The organism is Marmoricola sp. Leaf446 (genome assembly GCF_001424755.1).
GTDB lineage: Bacteria > Actinomycetota > Actinomycetes > Propionibacteriales > Nocardioidaceae > Marmoricola.
Genome location: NZ_LMRF01000006.1, coordinates 48,458 through 66,231, shown reverse-complemented (window position 1 = coordinate 66,231; position 17,774 = coordinate 48,458). Strand labels below are relative to the sequence as shown.

Below are 17,774 nucleotides of genomic sequence, written 5' to 3'. Positions count from 1 at the left end.
GGGCAGGAAGAACGAGGAACCCTCCGTGGCCCTGCCGCCCCTCACGCCCGAACAGCGCCAGGCAGCACTCGACAAGGCCGCCGCCTCGCGCCGTGAGCGCGCCGAGGTCAAGAACCGGCTCAAGAACTCCGGCTACACCGTGGCCGACGTGATCGAGGAGAGCCGCCACAACGAGGTCATCGGCAAGATGCGGGTCAGCGAGCTGCTGCAGTCGATGCCGGGCATCGGCAAGGTCCGTGCCCGCCAGGTCATGGAGCGGCTCCAGATCTCCGAGAGCCGCCGCGTGCGCGGCCTGGGCGCCAAGCAGGTCGCGGCGCTCGTCGACGAGTTCTCCGGCGAGTGACCCAGGTCGACGTCCGGGCTGGCTCCGGGGCCGCGCCCTCCCGCCTGACCGTCCTGGCCGGCCCCACCGCCGTGGGCAAGGGCAGCGTGACCGCCTGGGTCCGCGAGCACCACCCCGAGGTCTGGATCTCGGTCTCCGCCACCACCCGGCAGCGCCGGCCGGGCGAGCAGGACGGCGTGCACTACCACTTCGTCGACGACCAGGAGTTCGACCGGCTCGTCGCCGACGAGGCGCTCCTGGAGTGGGCCGTGGTCCACCGCGGCGCCCGCTACGGCACCCCGCGCGCGCCCGTCGAGGACGCCCTGGCCCACGCCCGTCCGGCGCTGCTGGAGATCGACCTCCAGGGCGCCCGCCAGGTCCGCGAGCGCATGCCCGAGGCCCGCTTCGTGTTCCTCGCGCCCCCGTCGTGGGAGGAGCTGGTCAACCGGCTCGTGGGCCGCGGGACCGAGGACGCCGCCGAGCGCGAACGCCGCCTGGACAGCGCGCGCGAGGAGCTGGCGGCCGGGCCGGAGTTCGACGAGACGGTCGTCAACCGGCGGATTCCGGATGCCGGCCGGCGATTGGTAGAGTTGATGGGGTTGGGCGGCCGCTGAGGCCTGCCCTGCTCCACCTTGCGTCTACGTGAATGAGGCTTTGATGACTGCGTCCGGACCTGTCGCCGAGGGGATCACCAACCCCCCGATCGACGACCTGCTGACGAAGACCGACTCCAAGTACAAGCTGGTCCTCTACAGCGCCAAGCGGGCTCGCCAGATCAACGCCTACTACTCCCAGCTCGGCGAGGGCCTGCTGGAGTACGTCGGCCCGCTCGTGGACACCCACGTGCAGGAGAAGCCGCTCTCGATCGCGCTGCGCGAGATCAACGACGACCTGCTGACCTGCGAGGACATCGACCCCGAGGAGGCCGCGGCCGAGGCGCTCGCCGTCGACCAGGCCGCTGCCGCCGGCTCCAGCGACGAGCCCGTCTCCTGATGAGCTGCTGCCGGTGACCACCACCGGTGGATCCCGCCCTCGCGTCGTGCTCGGCGTGAGCGGCGGGATCGCTGCGTACAAGGCCTGCGAGCTGCTGCGCCGGTTCACCGAGTCCGGCCACGACGTCACCGTGGTGCCGACCGCCTCGGCGCTGGAGTTCGTGGGTGCCCCCACCTGGGCGGCGCTGTCGGGCAAGCCCGTCAGCACCGACGTGTGGGCGCAGGTGCACGAGGTGCCCCACGTGCGGATCGGCCAGGAGGCCGACCTCGTCGTCGTCGCCCCCGCCACCGCCGACCTGATGGCCCGGGCGGCGCACGGGTTGGCCGACGACCTGCTGACCAACACCCTGCTGACCGCCCGGTGCCCGGTGGTGCTCGCCCCGGCGATGCACACCGAGATGTGGGAGAACGCCGCCACCCGTGCCAACGTCGCCACGCTGCGCGAGCGCGGGGTGGTCGTCGTCGAGCCGGCCGAGGGCCGGCTGACCGGTGCCGACACCGGCAAGGGCCGGCTCCCCGACCCCGCCGAGATCTTCGCCCTCGCCACCGAGGTGCTGGCCCGCCACACCGCCGGCGCCGCCTCGCTCGACCTCGCCGGCACCCAGGTGGTCGTCTCGGCCGGGGGCACGCGTGAGTACCTCGACCCGGTCCGCTTCATCGGCAACCGCTCCTCGGGCCGTCAGGGCTACGCGCTGGCCCGCGCCGCCGCCGCGCGCGGCGCGGAGGTCACCCTGGTGGCCGCCAACGTCACCCTGCCCGACCCGGCCGGGGTCACGGTGCGGCACGTCGAGACCACCGCCGAGCTGCGCGACGCCGTGCTGGACGCGGCCGCGGCCGCCGACGCAGTCGTGATGGCCGCCGCCCCGGCCGACTTCCGGCCCGCCGAGGCCTCGACGACCAAGATCAAGAAGTCCGAGGACGGGTCCTCACCGCGGATCGACCTGGTCCAGAACCCCGACATCCTCGCCGGGCTGGCAGCCCACCGGCCACGGCCCGACACCGTCGTGGTCGGCTTCGCCGCCGAGACCGGCGACGCCGCCGGCTCGGTGATGGACCACGCCCGCGCCAAGCTGGCCCGCAAGGGCTGCGACCTGCTGGTCGTCAACGACGTCGGCGGGGGCGCGGTCTTCGGCAGCGACGACAACGAGGCCGTCGTGCTCGACCGCGACGGGGGAGCAGCACCCGTGCCGCACGGCTCCAAGTCGGCGCTGGCCCACGTCGTGTGGGACCGCGTCGTGGCACTGCGCGGGGCCGGTCCCGCCGGGTCGACACGCACCGAGACGTCGTAAGCCCACCAGGACGGTTCGGTTAGGCTCTGCCGTCGCTGCCGAACCCCCGATCTTCCACCTCCAGGAGCTACCCGTGACCGGACGTCTCTTCACCTCCGAGTCGGTGACCGAGGGTCACCCCGACAAGATCGCCGACGCGATCAGCGACACCGTCCTCGACTACCTGCTCGCGCACGACGACGACACCCGCACCCTGCGCGTCGCCGTCGAGACGCTGCTCACCACCGGTCTGGTCGTCGTGGCCGGCGAGGTGCGCACCACCGCCTACGCCCCCGTGGCCGAGCTGGTCCGCCAGAAGGTGCTCGACATCGGCTACGACTCCTCCGACAAGGGCTTCGACGGCGCCTCGTGCGGCGTCCAGGTGGCCATCGGCGGCCAGTCCGCCGACATCGCCGCCGGCGTGGACCACGGCCACGAGTCGCGGGTCGGCTCCTCGGCCGACGAGATCGACAAGCAGGGTGCCGGCGACCAGGGCCTGATGTTCGGCTACGCCTCGGACGACACCCCCGAGCTGATGCCGCTGCCCATCACCATCGCCCACCGGCTCTCCGAGCGGCTGACCGCCGTGCGCAAGGACGGCACGCTGCCCTACCTGCGTCCCGACGGCAAGACCCAGGTCACCATCGAGTACGACGACCAGGACCGTCCCGTCCGCGTTGACACCGTGGTGCTCTCCACCCAGCACGCCGCCGAGGTGTCGCTGGAGCAGCTCGAGGCCGACATCGTCGAGCACGTCATCGGCCCGGTGCTCGCGAGCTTCGACATCCCCTCGGAGGACCATCGCGTGCTGGTCAACCCGACCGGCATCTTCGTCGTCGGCGGTCCGATGGGCGACGCCGGTCTCACCGGCCGCAAGATCATCGTCGACACCTACGGCGGCATGGCCCGCCACGGCGGCGGCGCGTTCTCCGGCAAGGACCCGTCCAAGGTCGACCGCTCCGCGGCGTACGCCATGCGCTGGGTGGCCAAGAACATCGTCGCCGCCGGGCTCGCCCGCCGCGCCGAGGTCCAGGTCGCCTACGCCATCGGCAAGGCCCAGCCGGTCGGCGTCTTCGTGCAGACCTTCGGCACCGGCGTCGTCCCCGACGAGGTCATTCAGAAGGCCGTGCTCGAGGTCTTCGACCTGCGTCCCGCGGCGATCATCCGCGACCTCGACCTGCTGCGCCCGATCTACGCCAAGACCGCGGCCTACGGCCACTTCGGCCGCGAGCTGCCCGAGTTCACCTGGGAGCGCACCGACCGCGCCGAGGCGCTGAAGAAGGTCGCCGGCGTCTGACGCCGCACCCGGGACCGGCGCCCGGGCTCCCCGCGGGGCTGTCGGTCACGGCTGCGAGCATGCAGCCGTGACCGAGCCCTCGCCTCCGCCCGACCCGGCCGGTGCCGAGGAGGAGCAGCTCTCGCTGCTGCCCGCGCCGGCGCGGGTGCGCGAGGTGGTGCGTCGCACCAGGCCTCCCCAGGAGCGCACCCCCGATCCCCTCGCCGAGGTCGACCCGGTCGCCCGGGTGCTGGTCGACGTGCCGCTCGCGCACCTCGACCGGCCCTTCGACTACGCCGTACCGGCGCCGCTGGCCGAGGCGGCGCAGCCGGGCGTGCGGGTCAAGGTGCGCTTCGCCGGCCAGGACGTCGACGGCTTCGTCCTCGCGCGGTCCGCGACCACCAGCCACACCGGTCGGCTGCAGCCGCTGCGCCGGGTGGTCTCCGCCGAGCCGGTGCTGCGGCCCGAGGTGGCCGCGCTCACCGGTGACGTCGCCGCGCGCTACGCCGGCACCCGCTCCGACGTGCTCCGGCTGGCCGTCCCGGCCCGGCACGCGAGCGTCGAGAAGGAGCCGCCCCGCGAGCCCGCGCCCGTCCCCGACGCGCCGCAGCCGCAGGCCTGGGCGGCCTACGACGGGGGAGCGGGGGTCGTCGCCGCGCTGGCCGCCGGCGAGTCGCCCCGCGCGGTGTGGACCGTGCTGCCGGGCGACGACGGCGCGGCCCTGCTGGCCGACGCGGCCGTCGCGACCGCCGCGGCCGGCCGCGGCGCGCTGGTCTGCGTGCCCGACCGGCGCGACCTCGACCGGCTCGACGCCGCCCTGACCGCACGGCTCGGCACGGGCGGCCACGTGGTGCTGGCCGCCGACGCCGGTCCCGCCAAGCGCTACCGCGCCTTCCTGGCCGTCAGCCGGGGCGCGGTGCCCATCGTGGTGGGCACCCGGGCCGCCGCCTTCGCGCCGGTCCGCGACCTGGGGCTCGTGGCCATCTGGGACGACGGCGACGACCTCCACGACGAGCCGCGGGCGCCGTACCCCCACGCCCGCGAGGTGCTGCTGCTGCGGGCCCAGGCCACGGGGTGCGGGGCGGTGCTGGCCAGCCACGCGCGCAGCGTGGAGGCGGAGTACCTCCTGCGCACCGGTTGGGCCCACGAGGTCGCCGCGCCCCGCGAGACCGTGCGCGAACGGATCGCGGTCGACGTCGCGGGCGCCGACCCCCTGGCGGAGTCGCGCGACCCGGGTGCCCGCACCCGCCTGCCCTCGCAGGCGCTGCGGCTGCTGCGCGAGGCCGTCGCCGACGGCCCGGTGCTGGTGCAGGCGCCACGGGTGGGCTACGCCACCCGGCTGGTCTGCGAGCGCTGCTTCACGCCCGCGACGTGCGCGGTGTGCCGGGGGCCGCTGCGCCAGCGTGGTCCGGGCCGCCCGCTGGAGTGCGCCTGGTGCGCGACCCCCGCGCCGGGGTGGCGGTGCGAGGAGTGCGGCCACGCGGGCCTGCGCGCCCCCGTGCTGGGCGACGCCCGCACCGCGGAGGAGATCGGCCGCGCGCTGCCGGGCGTCACCGTGCGGCAGTCCTCCTCGGGCGAGCGGGTGCTCGACGGCGTGTCCTCGGCCCCCGCGGTCGTGGTCGCCACACCGGGCGCCGAGCCGCCCGCCGAGGGCGGCTACGCCGCGGTGCTGCTGCTCGACACCTGGCTGCTGCTGGGGCGGGCCGACCTGCGCGCCACCGAGGAGGCCGTACGCCGCTGGGCCAACGCCGCCGCCCTGGTCAGGCCCGCCTCCGAGGGCGGCCGCGTGATGGCCGTCGGCGACCCCGCCCACCCCGGCCTGCAGGCGCTGGTGCGCTGGGACCCGGGCGGCCTGGCCCGCCGCGAGATCGAGGAGCGTCACTCCGCCCACCTGCCCCCGGCCTCGCGCGTGGCCACGCTCACCGGCACCGCCGCCGACCTCGAGCAGGGCCTGGCGGCGCTCGAGCTCCCGCCCGGCGCCGAGGTGCTCGGTCCCGTCCCGGTCCCGCCCCCGCGCGACAGCACCGTCGACGTCGACCAGGAGCGCTACGTGCTGCGGGTGCCGCGCTCCGGCGGGGCGGCGCTGTCGCGCGCGCTGCAGGACCTGCAGGCCCGTCGGTCGACCCGCAAGCTGCCCCACCTCCGGGTCGAGGTCGACCCGGCCGAGCTGGGCTAGGACCCCGCCCCGACGCGCACCGCGGGCACGGCGGGCGGGAGCCAGCGTGCCACCAGCGCGCCAAGCAGCACGGTGACCGCCGCGAGCACGAGCACCGGTCGGGCGACCCCGTCACCGGGGGCGAGCGCGAAGCCGACGTACGCCGCCACCGAGAGCAGCTCGGCGAGCACGTTGGACGTCGAGACCACCGTGGCGCGGGCGTCGTGCTCGATGCTGTCCTGGAGCCGCACCTCCGCGAGCACCACCGAGAGCTGCACCAGGCCGTAGCCCACGGTGAGCGCCACCGCGGCGACGAGGGCGTCGTCCGTCAGCGCCGCCGCCCCGACCAGGACCCCGGCCACCGCCACCACCGACCCCGCCCGGCGCGGCGGCCAGCCGGTCGCACGGGTGGCGACCAGCGCCCCGACCGCCTCGCCCGCCCCGACCAGGCCGACCAGCAGCGGCACCACCACCAGCGCGGCGCCCTGCTCGCGGAAGAGCAGCCCGAAGTACTCGTCGAGCACCTGCAGGGCCAGCACCGTGGCGCTGGCCAGCACCGCACCACGGACCAGCGTCGACGTGGTCGCCTCGGTGAGCCCGGTCCGCAGGGCCCGTCGCCACCGGGCCCAGGCGCCCTCGTCCCGGGGCGGCTCGAGCCGCTCGAGGTCCGCGACGTCGTCGGGGTCGTCCGCGTCCTCCAGCGCCGCTGCGGAGACCACCGGGGGAGCCGCGGGCAGCCACGCCACCACGGCCAGCTGCACGAGGCACACCCCGACGCTGGCCCAGCCGACGAGGTCGTAGCCGCCCACCGCCAGCAGCGGGGCGGCCAGCAGCGTGGTCACCGTCATCGCGGCCACCGCCAGCGCCTGCCCGAGACCGATCACGTGGGCGTAGCGGTGCCGCGCGCCCCGGGCGGCCAGCTCGTCGTAGGCCAGCGCGGCGAAGGTGCCCGAGGTCAGCGCGCCGGAGAGTCCCCAGAGCACGAAGCCCGCCGCGAAGCCGGCGAAGGTCGGGAGCAGCACCCACGTGGCGAACGCCGCGGCGTACACCACGGCGCCGAGGGCCAGCAGCCCGCGCCGCGACACGGTGTCGGCCCAGGCGCCCGACGGGACCTCCAGGACGATCCCGACCACCGACCACAGGGCCAGCAGCGCCGAGATCTGCCCGACCGAGAGCCCGGCGTCGGCGAACAGCAGGGCGTAGACCGGGAAGATCGGCATCGCGTCGTCGAGCGCCTGCCAGGCGAGCAGCCGCCGCTCCAGACCGCGGCTCGCCCCGGACCCCATGGCGGGCACCGTGCCCGCACCCGCGCCCCGCGTCAACCCGGTCGGGGGTCCCTAGACTCGGGGGGTCCGTCGTCACCGTCCCCCGCGAGGAGACCGCTCGTGCCCGTCCGGCCCATCCGCCTGTTCGGCGACCCGGTGCTGCGCACCCCGGCCACCGAGGTGGTCGACTTCGACCGGGAGCTACGCACGCTGGTCGACGACCTCACCGCGACGATGCTCGCCGCGCCCGGCGCCGGGCTCGCCGCGCCGCAGATCGGGGTCGGCCTGCGCGTGTTCACCTGGCACGTCGACGGCGAGCTGGGCCACCTGGTCAACCCGCGGCTGACGCTGTCCGAGGACACCCAGGACGGCGAGGAGGGCTGCCTGTCGATCCCCGGCTTCGCGATCGACTGCCGGCGTGCCGCCCAGGTGGTGGCCCACGGCTTCGACCTCCATGGCGAGCCGCTGCTGGTCGAGGGCACCGCCAAGCTGGCGCGAGCGATCCAGCACGAGACCGACCACCTCGACGGCATCCTGTTCGTCGACCGGCTCGACCGCGAGGCCCGTCGCGAGGCCATGCGGTGGATCCGCGAGGCGGAGTGGTTCGGCGAGGAGCGCCCCCAGGTCCGGCTCTCGCCCCACGCCACGAACGGCCTGGGGATCTAGGTGCGCGTCGTCTTCGCCGGCACCCCCGAGGTCGGCCTCCCGGCGCTGGAGGCGGTGGCCGCCAGCCGGCACGAGCTGGTCGGCGTGGTCACCCGTCCCGACGCCCCTGCCGGGCGCGGCCGCCGGCTCGTCGCCTCGCCGGTCGGGCGGCGGGCCGAGGAGCTCGGCGTGCCGGTGCTCAAGCCCGCGCACCCGCGCGACCCCGACTTCCAGGCCGAGCTGCGGGCGCTGGCGCCCGACTGCTGCCCCGTCGTCGCGTACGGCGCGCTGCTGCCCGCCTCCGCGCTGGAGATCCCGCCCCGCGGCTGGGTCAACCTGCACTTCTCGGTGCTGCCCTCGTGGCGGGGGGCCGCGCCCGTGCAGCACGCGATCTGGGCCGGCGACGAGGTGACCGGGGCGACGACGTTCCGGATCGTCCCGGCGCTGGACGCCGGGCCGACGTACGGCCTGATGACCCAGACCGTGCGCCCCGACGACACCGCGGGCGCGCTGCTCGACCGGCTCGCCGAGGGCGGCAGCGGCCTGCTGGTGCAGACCCTCGACGGCATCGAGGACGGCACCCTGGAGGAGCGCGAGCAGCCCGCCGACGGGGTCAGCCTGGCGCCCAAGATCACCAGCGCCGACGCCGAGGTGGTGTGGACCGAGCCCGCCGTGGCCGTCGACCGCCGGGTCCGCGCGTGCACGCCGTTCCCCGGCGCCTGGACCACGGTCGGCGGCGAGCGGCTCAAGCTCGGCCCGGTGCGACCGGTCGACCCGACCGGTGCGGAGCCCGGTCTCGAGCCCGGCGTGGTCGAGGTCGGCAAGAAGGACGTCCTGGTCGGCACCGGCACCGGGCCGGTGCGGCTCGGGCGCGTCAAGGCGTTCGGCAAGAAGGAGATGGACGCCGCCGACTGGGCCCGCGGCGTACGGCTCGAGCCCGGCACCCGGCTCGGGGGGCCGGTCGCGTGAGCCGCGCGGCCCGTCCCGAGGACGTCGACGAGATCTGCGAGGCGCTGCCCGGCACCTGGTTCGGCACCTCGTGGGGCGACGTCCCGACCTGGCTGGTGCAGTCCCACGCCACCCGGCGCGAGGACGACAAGGGCCGCGGCTTCGTGCTCTACCGCCAGCCGCACCCCACCGCCACCGACCCCGAGACCGGTGAGGAGTGGGACGACCTGCTCGTGGTCCGGACCCCCGACGCGGGCGCCAAGGCCGCGCTGGTCGAGGACGACGGGCCGTTCTTCGACATCGACCACTTCCGGAGCAGCACCTCGGTGCTGGTGCGGCTCTCCCGCATCGGCGAGGTCACCCGGGACGAGCTGGCCGAGCTGCTGACCGACGCGTGGCGCACGGCGGCGCCGCCCCGGCTCGTCCGCGAGCTCGACGCGTGACCCGGAGCACCCCGCGGGCCAGGGTCGACGCGCCCCGGCTGGCGGCGTACGACGTGCTGGTGGCGGTCCGCGAGGACGACGCCTACGCCAACCTGGTGCTGCCCCGGCTGCTGCGCGAGCGGGCCATCACCGGCCGCGACGCGGCGTTCACGACCGAGCTGGTGGGTGGCACGCTCCGCGGCCAGGGCACGTACGACGCGCTGCTGGACCACCTGACCGGCCGCGCCCCCGACCCCGCGGTGCGCGACGCGCTGCGCCTCGGCGCCCACCAGCTGCTGGCGATGCGGGTGCCCGACCACGCGGCCGTCGCCTCGACCGTCGAGCTGGTCCGCACCCGGGTCGGCCACAAGCCGGCCGGCTTCACCAACGCGGTGCTGCGGCGGCTCTCGACGCGCTCCCTGGAGGCGTGGCTCGACGAGCTCGACGCCCCGCTGGACGTGCGCACCTCCCACCCCTCGTGGATGGTCGTCGAGCTCTCCCGGTCGCTGGGCCGCCCCGAGGAGGTCGAGGCGCTGCTGGCCGCCGACAACGAGCGCCCCGCGGTGACGCTGGTGGCGCGTCCCGGTCTCACCTCCGTCGAGGAGCTGGTGCGGACGGTGGCGGGCGGCACCCCGCTCGCCACCTCGCCGCTCGCCGTCGCCATGGACGGCGGCGACCCCGGCGAGGTGCCGGCCGTGCGCGAGGGGCGCGCCGGCGTGCAGGACGCCGGCTCCCAGCTGGTCGGCCTCGCACTGGCCCGGGCCGAGGTCGAGGGCCGCGACGAGCGCTGGCTCGACCTCTGCGCCGGCCCCGGCGGCAAGGCCGCGCTGCTCGCGGCGCTCGCCGACCAGCGCGGCGCCCGGCTGCTGGCCCACGAGCGTCTCCCGCACCGCGCCGTCCTCGTGCGGCAGGCGCTGCGGGCCACGGCCGGCGACGTGGTCGTCGGCGACGGCACCCGGCCCGCGTGGGCCGACGGGTCGTTCGACCGGGTGCTCGTCGACGCGCCGTGCTCCGGGCTCGGGGCGCTGCGACGGCGCCCGGAGAGCCGGTGGCGTCGGCAGCGCTCCGACCTCGACGCCCTGGTGCCGCTCCAGCGGGCGCTGCTCGGTGCGGCGGTCGACTCGGTGCGTCCGGGCGGCGTGGTCGTCTACGCGACCTGCTCGCCCGTGGTCGAGGAGACGGCGGGGGTCGTCTCGCGGCTGCTGGCCGACCGGACCGACGTACGGCTGGAGGAGGCGGCGCCGCTGCTGCCCGAGGTCTCCGACGCCGTGAGCGCCCACCTGCCCGGCGCGGTCCAGCTCTGGCCCCACCGCCACGGCACCGACGCGATGTTCCTCGCGGTGCTGCGGCGGCAGGAGCCCGAGCCGACGTGAGCCGCTAGCAGACCGAGTCGGTCGGCTTGGGGTTGGCCAGCCCCAGCAGCGGACGCAGCCGCAGCCCGGCCACGGTGCCGAGCAGCGCCATCGCGCCCCACAGCCACCCGTGCAGGCTGAAGGAGGCGATGCCGCCGAAGTAGGCGCCGATGTTGCAGCCGAAGGCGATCCGGGCGCCGTACCCCATCATGATCCCGCCGACGACCGCGCCCAGCGCGAGCCTGCCGGGGATGCGGCGGTGCACCACGAAGGCACCGGCCAGGGCGGAGGCGACCAGGGCGCCCAGGATGATGCCGAGGTCCATCACGGAGGTCTTCTCGGCCAGGAAGCCGGCCTGGTACTTCGCGGCGTTGACCGGGTCCTGCCAGAACGTCCAGGAGGTCACGTCGACCCCGAGGGCGTCGAGCAGCTTGGAGCCCCAGAGGCTGAAGGCGAAGGTCACGCCCCACGCGCCGCCGGAGACCCACAGCGTCAGCGCGTTGAGGCCCGCGAGCAGCAGCGCGCCCACCCACAGCGGCCAGGAGCCGCGCACGGCCCGGGCCGCGCCGCGGGCGACGGGGGCGCGGTCGACCGGGGGCACCGGCCGGCCGGCCCGGCCGCGGGCCAGGGCGTAGGTCAGCCCGACGATCGCGCCGACGACGGCCATCGTGAGGACCCAGGCGCCGAGGTAGCCGAACGGCTGCACCGTGGTGAGCGAGACGGGTGGGTGGCTGGGCAGGTCGTTGGTCCAGAAGGGGAAGTGCAGCGCCCCCAGCGTGGAGCCGGCGACGAAGCCGCCCAGGGTGATCAGGATCGCGGTCTGCCCGCTGCCCACGGCGAACAGCGTGCCCGAGGCGCACGAGCCGCCGAGCTGCATGCCGACGCCGAACAGGAACGCGCCGACCACGACGCCGAAGCCGAGCGGGGCCAGCGTCGGTGCGGCCGGCGCGTCGTACCAGGCGACGCCGTTGGCCAGGACGGGGGCGAACAGCGTCGCCGCGACCGCGATCATCAGCATGTGGGCGCGCAGCCCGGCGCCCTGGCGCACCGAGACCAGCTGCCGCCAGGCCGAGGTGAAGCCGAAGCGGCTGTGGAACAGCACGAAGCCGAGCGCGGTGCCGATCGCGAAGAGCACGGCCGGCACCTGGCCCGAGCGCTGCCAGATCAGGGTGCCGAGGGCGAGCGCCCCGACGAGGCCGGCCAGCGCGATGCCGAGCTGGGGCGGGTTCGCGGTGGGTGCCTGGGACGCAGGACGGACCTGCGGCGTGCGGTCGAGGAGGGAGGCCACCCCTGCAGCCTAGGATCGGCCGCACCATGGGCATCCAGATCACCCCGAGCGTCCTGAACGCCGACCTGTCCCGGCTCGCCGACGAGGTGGCGCGCATCCCGAGCGCCGACTGGGTGCACGTGGACGTGATGGACAACCACTTCGTGCCCAACCTGACCCTCGGGCTACCGGTCGTCGAGGCGCTGGCGCGGCACAGCACGCTGCCGATCGACGTGCACCTGATGATCGAGGACCCCGACCGCTGGGCGCCGGCGTACGCCGAGGCGGGCGTCGGCTCGGTCACCTTCCACCTCGAGGCGGCCGCGGCCCCGGTGCGGCTGGCCCGCGAGCTGCGGGCCCAGGGCGCGCGTGCCTCGATGGCGCTCAAGCCCGCCACCCCGCTGGAGGCCGCCGAGGGGATGCTCGGCGAGCTCGACATGCTGCTGCTGATGACCGTCGAGCCCGGCTTCGGCGGCCAGAAGTTCCTCGACCTGGTGCTGCCCAAGATCCGACGTGCCCGCGAGCTGGTCTCCGCCGCGGGGCTGGAGCTGTGGCTGCAGGTCGACGGCGGGGTGTCCGCCGAGACCGTCGAGCGCGCGGCCGAGGCCGGGGCGGACGTCTTCGTGGCGGGGTCGGCCGTCTACTCCGCCGAGGACCCCGACACGGTCGTGCGCGAGCTGCGTGACCTGGCGCACGCTGCCTCGTTGGTGGAGTAAGCCACCCGGGCCTCCGACCGTTCGGGGATCGAGCTCGACGGTGGCCGACCCGAGGGAGAAACCGTGCGTCGTCGTTCCACCACGACTCTCGCCGGTGCCGCAGCAGCGGTGCTCGCGTTCGGCCTGTCCGCCCCCACCGCCGCCTCGGCGGACGACCCCGCGTCGCCGGCCGACGTCTCGCCGTACCTCGCGAAGACGCTGCCGGGCCTGACCGGCGCGAGCACGGTCCTCGTGCACGGCACCGACCTCGCCGCCGCCCGGTCCGCGGTCGCCGACGCCGGCCTGCGCCGCGTCGGCTCGTTCGACACGATCGGCGTCGTCGCCGCGCGCGGCAGCAAGGCCCAGATCGAGGACGTCCGCAGCCAGCCCGGCGTCGAGTACGTCGAGGCCGGCGAGCAGCCGATCGAGTTCTTCAACGAGACCTCCCACACCGCCACCCGTGGCATCGAGGCGCAGTCGACCCTCACCGGCGCCGACGGCACCCCGCTCACCGGCAAGGGCGTCTCGGTCGGCGTCATCGACTCCGGTGTCGACCCCAACCACCCCTACTTCGAGGAGGCCGACGGCTCCAGCGCCGTCGTGGCCAACCTCAAGACGCTCTGCGACCCGACCGAGTCGCTGTGCACCGTCCAGCGCGTGCCCGGCATCGTCGACACCGACACCCTCTCGGTCGGCGGCCACGGCACCCACGTCAACGGCATCGTCGCCGGTCGTCCCACAACCCTGTCCTCGGGCGAGAAGCTCCAGGGCGCGGCCAAGGACGCCAAGCTGGTCTCGATCTCGACCGGCGCGGCCCTGGTCATCCTCGGGGCCGACGCGGCTCTCAACTGGGTGCTGGAGAACCACGAGGCGCCCTGCGGTGCCGGTGTCTCCGCGGCGACCTGCCCGCCCATCAAGGTCACCAACAACTCCTACGGCCCCACCGGCGGCGGCGAGTTCGACCCGCAGTCGGCGACCGTGAAGCTGCAGCGCGCGCTCGCGGCCGAGGGCGTCCTCACCGTGTGGGCCAACGGCAACGACGGTGGCGACGGCTCGGCGAACCTCTCCAACCCGCCCGGCCAGGACCCGACCCCCGGCGTCCTCTCGGTCGCGTCGTACTTCGACCTCGACAACGGCACCCGCGACGGCAAGGTCTCGGAGTACTCCTCGCGCGGGCGCTCCGGTGACCAGGCGACCTACCCCGACATCTCCGCCCCCGGCGAGAACATCACCTCCTCGTGCCGCCCCTACCTGCCGATCTGCTCCACGGGTCTGGACTTCAAGAACGGCCCGGGCGTGACCGACATCGGCACCTTCAACACGATCAGCGGCACCTCGATGGCCGCCCCGCACATCGCCGGCATCGTGGCCCAGCTGTTCCAGGCCAACCCGCAGGCCACGCCGGCCCAGGTCGAGGAGGCGCTCAAGACCACGGCGTACAAGTACACCGACGGCGCCCCCTACGAGAACGGTGCGCTCGGCACCACGAGCGTCGACAAGGGCTACGGCCTGGTCGACGTCGTCGCCGCCGCGCAGGCGGTGGGCTAGGGAGTCACCGCAGTCCGGCGAGCCGGGAGGCCACCTGCTCCAAGGTGGCCTCCCGGCCTGCGTACGGCGCCTCGGCCCGCGGCCAGTGCGTGATCACGTCGGTGAACCCGAGCTCGGCCGCGCGCCCGGTCATCTCCTCGAACAGGTCCGCGCTCTCCAGCGAGAACCGGGGTGAGGAGTCGAGGTTGAGGTAGCGCGGGTACGCCGACCCGTCACCTGCGTCCCGGCCCACCCGTTCCAGCTCGGCCTCGAGCGTCGTGCGGGCTTGCGCCAGCCCCGCGAACCACTCGTCCAGCGTCTCGGCGCGACCCCCGGTCGTGATCCAGCCGTCGCCGGTGCGGGCGGCGTACCGCAGCGACCGGGGACCGTTGGCCGCCACCAGGAGCGGCACGTCACGCAGCGGGGGCAGCGTGCGGGCATCCCGCGCGCTGAACCAGCGCCCGTCGGCGTCGACGTGGTCCTCGGTGCGCAGCCGCACCAGCAGGTCGGTGAACTCCTGGAACCGGTCGACCCGCTCCTTCACGCTCAGGTCCTCGGCCCCCAGGATCCGGGAGTCCAGGTCGCCCCCGGTGCCCACGCCCAGTAGGAAGCGCCCGCCCGACACGTCGTCGAGCGACTGCACGTCGCGGTGCAGCGCCACCGGGTGCCGGAAGTTGGGCGAGGCCACGAACGTCCCCAACCGGATCCGGCTGGTCACCAGCGCGGCAGCGGTCAGTGTGGGGGTGGTCCCGAACCACGGCGACTCCGGCAGCCCGCCCCACACCAGGTGGTCGTAGGTCCAGGCGTGGTCGAACCCCAGCTCCTCGGCCGCCCGCCACCGCGGCGCGGCCTCGGCCCAGGGGAGGTCCGGCAGGATCGTCAGCCCGAATCGCATGACCCCGAGCCTAGGAGTCCACGAAGTACGGCGACACCCGGCGCGGCCGGGCACGTAGGGGAACGCCCAGTCCTCCCGGGCCACCCACGGTCGACCCGGCTCGACGACCGACCCGGTCAGCTCGCCGAGGCGGTCGGCCAGGCACGCCTGCGCCTCGTCGGTGATGAGCGTGCTGCCGGGCAGGCACAGCGAGACGCGCAGCCCGTCGACCAGCGCCTCCACCGCGGCCAGCGCACCCCCCGGCACCCGGTGGTCGAGCGACCGCGCGAGCACCGCGAGCTGCTGCCGCCGCGGACGCTGCAACCAGCTCCCGATGGAGGGATCGGTGCGGCCCACCTCCAGCCATCCCAGCCAGGTGCGGGTGGCGGGCAGGTCGTGGTGGTCGCGGGGGAGCACGGCCAGCGGTCCGTGCTCGATGACCGCGGCCGTCAGCGCCGTCGTGCGTGCCGTGGCCGAGACGTGCGCGCAGACCCGGAGCAGGCGCTGGTGGTCCTGCAGGTGGTGCCGCATCGACGACGTGCTGATCTCACTGACCCGCGAGATCGCCCGCCACGTGAGCCCGGCCGGGCCCTGCTGCTCCAGGATGCGGTCGCACGCCGCGGCGAGGACGGCAGCGCGCGCATGGCCGTCGATGTGGTGAGGCATGCCCCGCACCCTGGCACGCGGTACCGACACCACCGTCGCGGTAGGAGGACGAGAGGGGCGTCCCGGACGGTCGATCCCGTTGGTGACTCGATCGGATCACCAAGACGCCTTGCTGACTCGATCGAGTCACCAACGAGATCGCTGCCCCGGGAGCGGCCGACGGCCGCCCGACGACCGGGGTGGTGAGCCTCACGACGACGCGTGGCGGGCCCTGTGGCAGGCTGGTGACCGAGCGATCAACGCTCGCGTGCTCTGGGGGCGGTGAAAATCCGCACCGGCGGTGAAAGTCCGCGACCCGGCCGCCTCCAGCGGCCGGTTGACCAGGTGGAACTCCTGGACCGACGGTCACAGTCCGGATGAGAAGCAGCACGCGGCGCCGTCCCCTCGGGGTCCGGTGCCGGGTTCCCCACGGCCGCGGGCACGACCCCCGGAGGACCGTCCGCCGTGCGACCCGACCAGCAGGCCAGCGCCGAGCAGCGCGCGATGCGTCGCGCGCTCGACCTCGCGCAGTCGCCGGGCGTCCCGCTCGGGCCGAACCCGCGCGTGGGGTGCGTGCTGCTCGACGACGAGGGCCGGGTCGTGGCCGAGGGGCACCACCGTGGCGCGGGCACCCCGCACGCAGAGGCCGCGGCGCTCACCGAGGCCGGCGTCGACGCGGCCGGGACGACCGCGGTCGTGACGCTGGAGCCGTGCAACCACACCGGCCGGACGGGGCCCTGCACCGAGGCGCTGATCGCGGCCGGGGTGCGTCGGGTGGTCTTTGCGCAGCCCGACCCCAACCCCGTCGCGGCCGGCGGGGAGCGGCGGCTGCGCGAGGCGGGGATCGAGGTCGACCTGGGCCTGATGGAGCGGGAGGCGCGCACGGTCAACCGGGCGTGGACCTTCGCGCTCGAGCACCACCGGCCCTTCGTGACCTGGAAGCTGGCCAGCACGCTCGACGGCCGGAGCGCCGCGACCGACGGCACCTCGCGGTGGATCACCTCGACCGCGTCGCGGGTGGACACGCACCGGTTGCGTGCCCGCTGCGACGTGGTGCTGGTCGGGACGAGCACGGTCGAGGTGGACGACCCTCGGCTGACCGTCCGCGACGAGTACGACGAACCGTTGGCCCACCAGCCGCTGCGTGCCGTGATGGGCCTGCGCGAGGTCGCGACCGATGCGAGGGTGCTCGACGACGCGGCCGAGACCGTGCTGCTGCGCACCCGCGACCCGCTCGAGGCGCTGACGGAGCTCTACGCCCGCGACCGGCGGCACGTCTTCCTCGAGGGCGGGCCGACCCTGGCGGCGGCGTTCCTGGCCGCGGGCCTGGTGGACGAGGTCGTGGCCTACGTCGCGCCGAGCTTCCTGGGCGCCGGCCGCAGCGCGGTGGGCGACCTGGGCATCACCACGATCGCCGATGCGTTGCACCTGCGGGTCGAGGACGTCGCCGTCCTCGGCTCGGGGGAGCAGACCGACGTGCGGCTCACCCTGACCCCCGCCCACCGAGGCGGACCAACGGAGAAGAGGGACTAGATGTTCACCGGCATCGTCGAGGAGCTCGGCTCCGTCGTGGCCCTGGAGGACCAGGGCGACGCCGTGCGCCTGACCGTCCGCGGACCTGTCGTCACCGGCGACGCGGGGCTGGGGGACTCCATCTCCGTCAACGGCTGCTGCCTGACGGTGGTGAGCAACGAGGACGGCGCCTTCACCGCCGACGTGATGCGCGAGACGCTCGACAAGACCTCGCTCGGGGCGTTGGAGCCCGGCGCGCGCGTCAACCTCGAGCGCGCGGTCACGCCGGCCACGCGGCTCGGCGGGCACATCGTGCAGGGCCACGTCGACGGCACCGGCACCGTCATGTCCCGCACGCCCAGCGAGCACTGGGAGGTCGTCGAGGTCTCGCTGCCGGCCGACCTCGAGCGCTACCTCGTGCCCAAGGGGTCGATCACCGTCGACGGCATCTCGCTGACCGTGGTCGAGGTGCGTGCGGAGTCGTTCACCGTCAGCCTGATCCCCGAGACCCTGGCCCGCACCACCCTCGGTGCGCGGCAGCCCGGCGAGACCGTCAACCTCGAGGTCGACGTCATCGCGAAGTACGTCGAGAAGATGGTGAGGCAGTGA

Annotated in this window: 17 protein-coding genes and 1 riboswitch; of the genes, 14 read left to right on the top strand and 3 right to left on the bottom strand. The window is 75.0% G+C overall.

What is annotated here, in order from left to right; all coding sequences use genetic code 11:
- The first annotated feature begins 25 nt into the window (after positions 1-25).
- The 6 genes from mihF (at position 26) to ASG49_RS14935 (ending at position 6,034) form a co-directional block, all read left to right on the top strand.
- Positions 26-343: an integration host factor, actinobacterial type gene (gene mihF / locus ASG49_RS18710; protein WP_056543298.1), complete on the top strand. Its 318-nt coding sequence runs from the start codon at positions 26-28 to the stop codon at positions 341-343.
- On the top strand, positions 340-936 hold the full coding sequence (gmk, locus tag ASG49_RS14955; protein ID WP_056543295.1) for a guanylate kinase: 597 nt from the start codon (positions 340-342) through the stop codon (positions 934-936). The genes mihF and gmk overlap by 4 nt, the downstream gene beginning before the upstream one ends.
- 43 nt (positions 937-979) lie before the next feature.
- Entirely contained in the window at positions 980-1,315 is a 336-nt protein-coding gene (gene rpoZ / locus ASG49_RS14950; RefSeq protein ID WP_056543292.1) for a DNA-directed RNA polymerase subunit omega, read from the top strand.
- A 13-nt stretch (positions 1,316-1,328) separates the two neighbouring features.
- Positions 1,329-2,603, top strand: coding sequence for a bifunctional phosphopantothenoylcysteine decarboxylase/phosphopantothenate--cysteine ligase CoaBC (coaBC, locus tag ASG49_RS14945; RefSeq protein WP_056543287.1), 1,275 nt, complete (start codon positions 1,329-1,331; stop codon positions 2,601-2,603).
- A 73-nt stretch (positions 2,604-2,676) separates the two neighbouring features.
- Positions 2,677-3,879, top strand: a complete 1,203-nt coding sequence (gene metK, locus ASG49_RS14940) for a methionine adenosyltransferase (RefSeq protein WP_056543286.1) — start codon at positions 2,677-2,679, stop codon at positions 3,877-3,879.
- A 67-nt stretch (positions 3,880-3,946) separates the two neighbouring features.
- Positions 3,947-6,034 (top strand): primosomal protein N', encoded by a 2,088-nt coding sequence (locus tag ASG49_RS14935; RefSeq protein WP_156384371.1) that lies wholly within the window; start codon positions 3,947-3,949, stop codon positions 6,032-6,034.
- On the opposite strand, the gene ASG49_RS14930 is transcribed toward ASG49_RS14935, so the two are convergent.
- Positions 6,031-7,299, bottom strand: a complete 1,269-nt coding sequence (locus tag ASG49_RS14930; protein WP_056543284.1) for an MFS transporter — start codon at positions 7,297-7,299, stop codon at positions 6,031-6,033. The two genes, ASG49_RS14935 and ASG49_RS14930, sit on opposite strands and share 4 nt — an antisense overlap.
- Positions 7,300-7,398: 99 nt before the next feature.
- On the opposite strand from ASG49_RS14930, the gene def reads away from it, so the two are divergent.
- Genes def through ASG49_RS14910 form a run of 4 tightly spaced genes read left to right on the top strand, consistent with a single transcriptional unit; the run spans position 7,399 to position 10,666 of the window.
- Entirely contained in the window at positions 7,399-7,944 is a 546-nt protein-coding gene (gene def / locus ASG49_RS14925; RefSeq protein ID WP_056543282.1) for a peptide deformylase, read from the top strand.
- Positions 7,945-8,892, top strand: coding sequence for a methionyl-tRNA formyltransferase (fmt, locus tag ASG49_RS14920; protein WP_056543281.1), 948 nt, complete (start codon positions 7,945-7,947; stop codon positions 8,890-8,892).
- Positions 8,889-9,314 carry a hypothetical protein gene (locus tag ASG49_RS14915; protein ID WP_056543279.1) on the top strand — a complete coding sequence of 142 codons (426 nt, stop codon included), beginning with the start codon at positions 8,889-8,891 and terminating at the stop codon, positions 9,312-9,314. The genes fmt and ASG49_RS14915 overlap by 4 nt, the downstream gene beginning before the upstream one ends.
- Complete coding sequence (locus ASG49_RS14910; RefSeq protein WP_056543277.1) at positions 9,311-10,666, top strand: RsmB/NOP family class I SAM-dependent RNA methyltransferase; 1,356 nt, start codon at positions 9,311-9,313, stop codon at positions 10,664-10,666. Before ASG49_RS14915 ends, ASG49_RS14910 begins: the two co-directional genes overlap by 4 nt.
- Positions 10,667-10,670: 4 nt before the next feature.
- Here the strand turns inward: ASG49_RS14910 and ASG49_RS14905 are convergent, their stop codons facing one another.
- On the bottom strand, positions 10,671-11,933 hold the full coding sequence (locus ASG49_RS14905; protein WP_056543275.1) for a YeeE/YedE family protein: 1,263 nt from the start codon (positions 11,931-11,933) through the stop codon (positions 10,671-10,673).
- Positions 11,934-11,959: 26 nt separating this feature from the next.
- Between ASG49_RS14905 and rpe the strand changes: the two genes are divergently transcribed.
- Together rpe and ASG49_RS14895 are read left to right on the top strand one after the other, a co-directional pair.
- On the top strand, positions 11,960-12,628 hold the full coding sequence (gene rpe, locus ASG49_RS14900) for a ribulose-phosphate 3-epimerase (protein ID WP_056543273.1): 669 nt from the start codon (positions 11,960-11,962) through the stop codon (positions 12,626-12,628).
- A 63-nt stretch (positions 12,629-12,691) separates the two neighbouring features.
- Positions 12,692-14,155: a S8 family serine peptidase gene (locus tag ASG49_RS14895; protein ID WP_056543272.1), complete on the top strand. Its 1,464-nt coding sequence runs from the start codon at positions 12,692-12,694 to the stop codon at positions 14,153-14,155.
- 4 nt (positions 14,156-14,159) lie between these two features.
- Here the strand turns inward: ASG49_RS14895 and ASG49_RS19420 are convergent, their stop codons facing one another.
- Positions 14,160-15,674, bottom strand: a complete 1,515-nt coding sequence (locus tag ASG49_RS19420) for an LLM class flavin-dependent oxidoreductase (RefSeq protein WP_235562112.1) — start codon at positions 15,672-15,674, stop codon at positions 14,160-14,162.
- A 243-nt stretch (positions 15,675-15,917) separates the two neighbouring features.
- Positions 15,918-16,048, top strand: a riboswitch (FMN riboswitch).
- 70 nt (positions 16,049-16,118) lie between these two features.
- On the opposite strand from ASG49_RS19420, the gene ribD reads away from it, so the two are divergent.
- Complete coding sequence (ribD, locus tag ASG49_RS14885; protein WP_369814235.1) at positions 16,119-17,186, top strand: bifunctional diaminohydroxyphosphoribosylaminopyrimidine deaminase/5-amino-6-(5-phosphoribosylamino)uracil reductase RibD; 1,068 nt, start codon at positions 16,119-16,121, stop codon at positions 17,184-17,186.
- A complete protein-coding gene (locus ASG49_RS14880) occupies positions 17,187-17,774 on the top strand; it encodes a riboflavin synthase (protein ID WP_056543270.1) in 588 nt (195 codons plus the stop codon).

Bases quoted from the DNA above. Each gene is read 5' to 3' on its own strand.
- ASG49_RS14930 (WP_056543284.1), bottom strand. From the start codon at position 7,299: ATGGGGTCCGGGGCGAGCCGCGGTCTGGAGCGGCGGCTGCTCGCCTGG.
- rpe (WP_056543273.1), top strand. From the start codon at position 11,960: ATGGGCATCCAGATCACCCCGAGCGTCCTGAACGCCGACCTGTCCCGG.
- ASG49_RS14880 (WP_056543270.1), top strand. From the start codon at position 17,187: ATGTTCACCGGCATCGTCGAGGAGCTCGGCTCCGTCGTGGCCCTGGAG.
- ASG49_RS19420 (WP_235562112.1), bottom strand. From the start codon at position 15,674: ATGCCTCACCACATCGACGGCCATGCGCGCGCTGCCGTCCTCGCCGCG.
- rpoZ (WP_056543292.1), top strand. From the start codon at position 980: ATGACTGCGTCCGGACCTGTCGCCGAGGGGATCACCAACCCCCCGATC.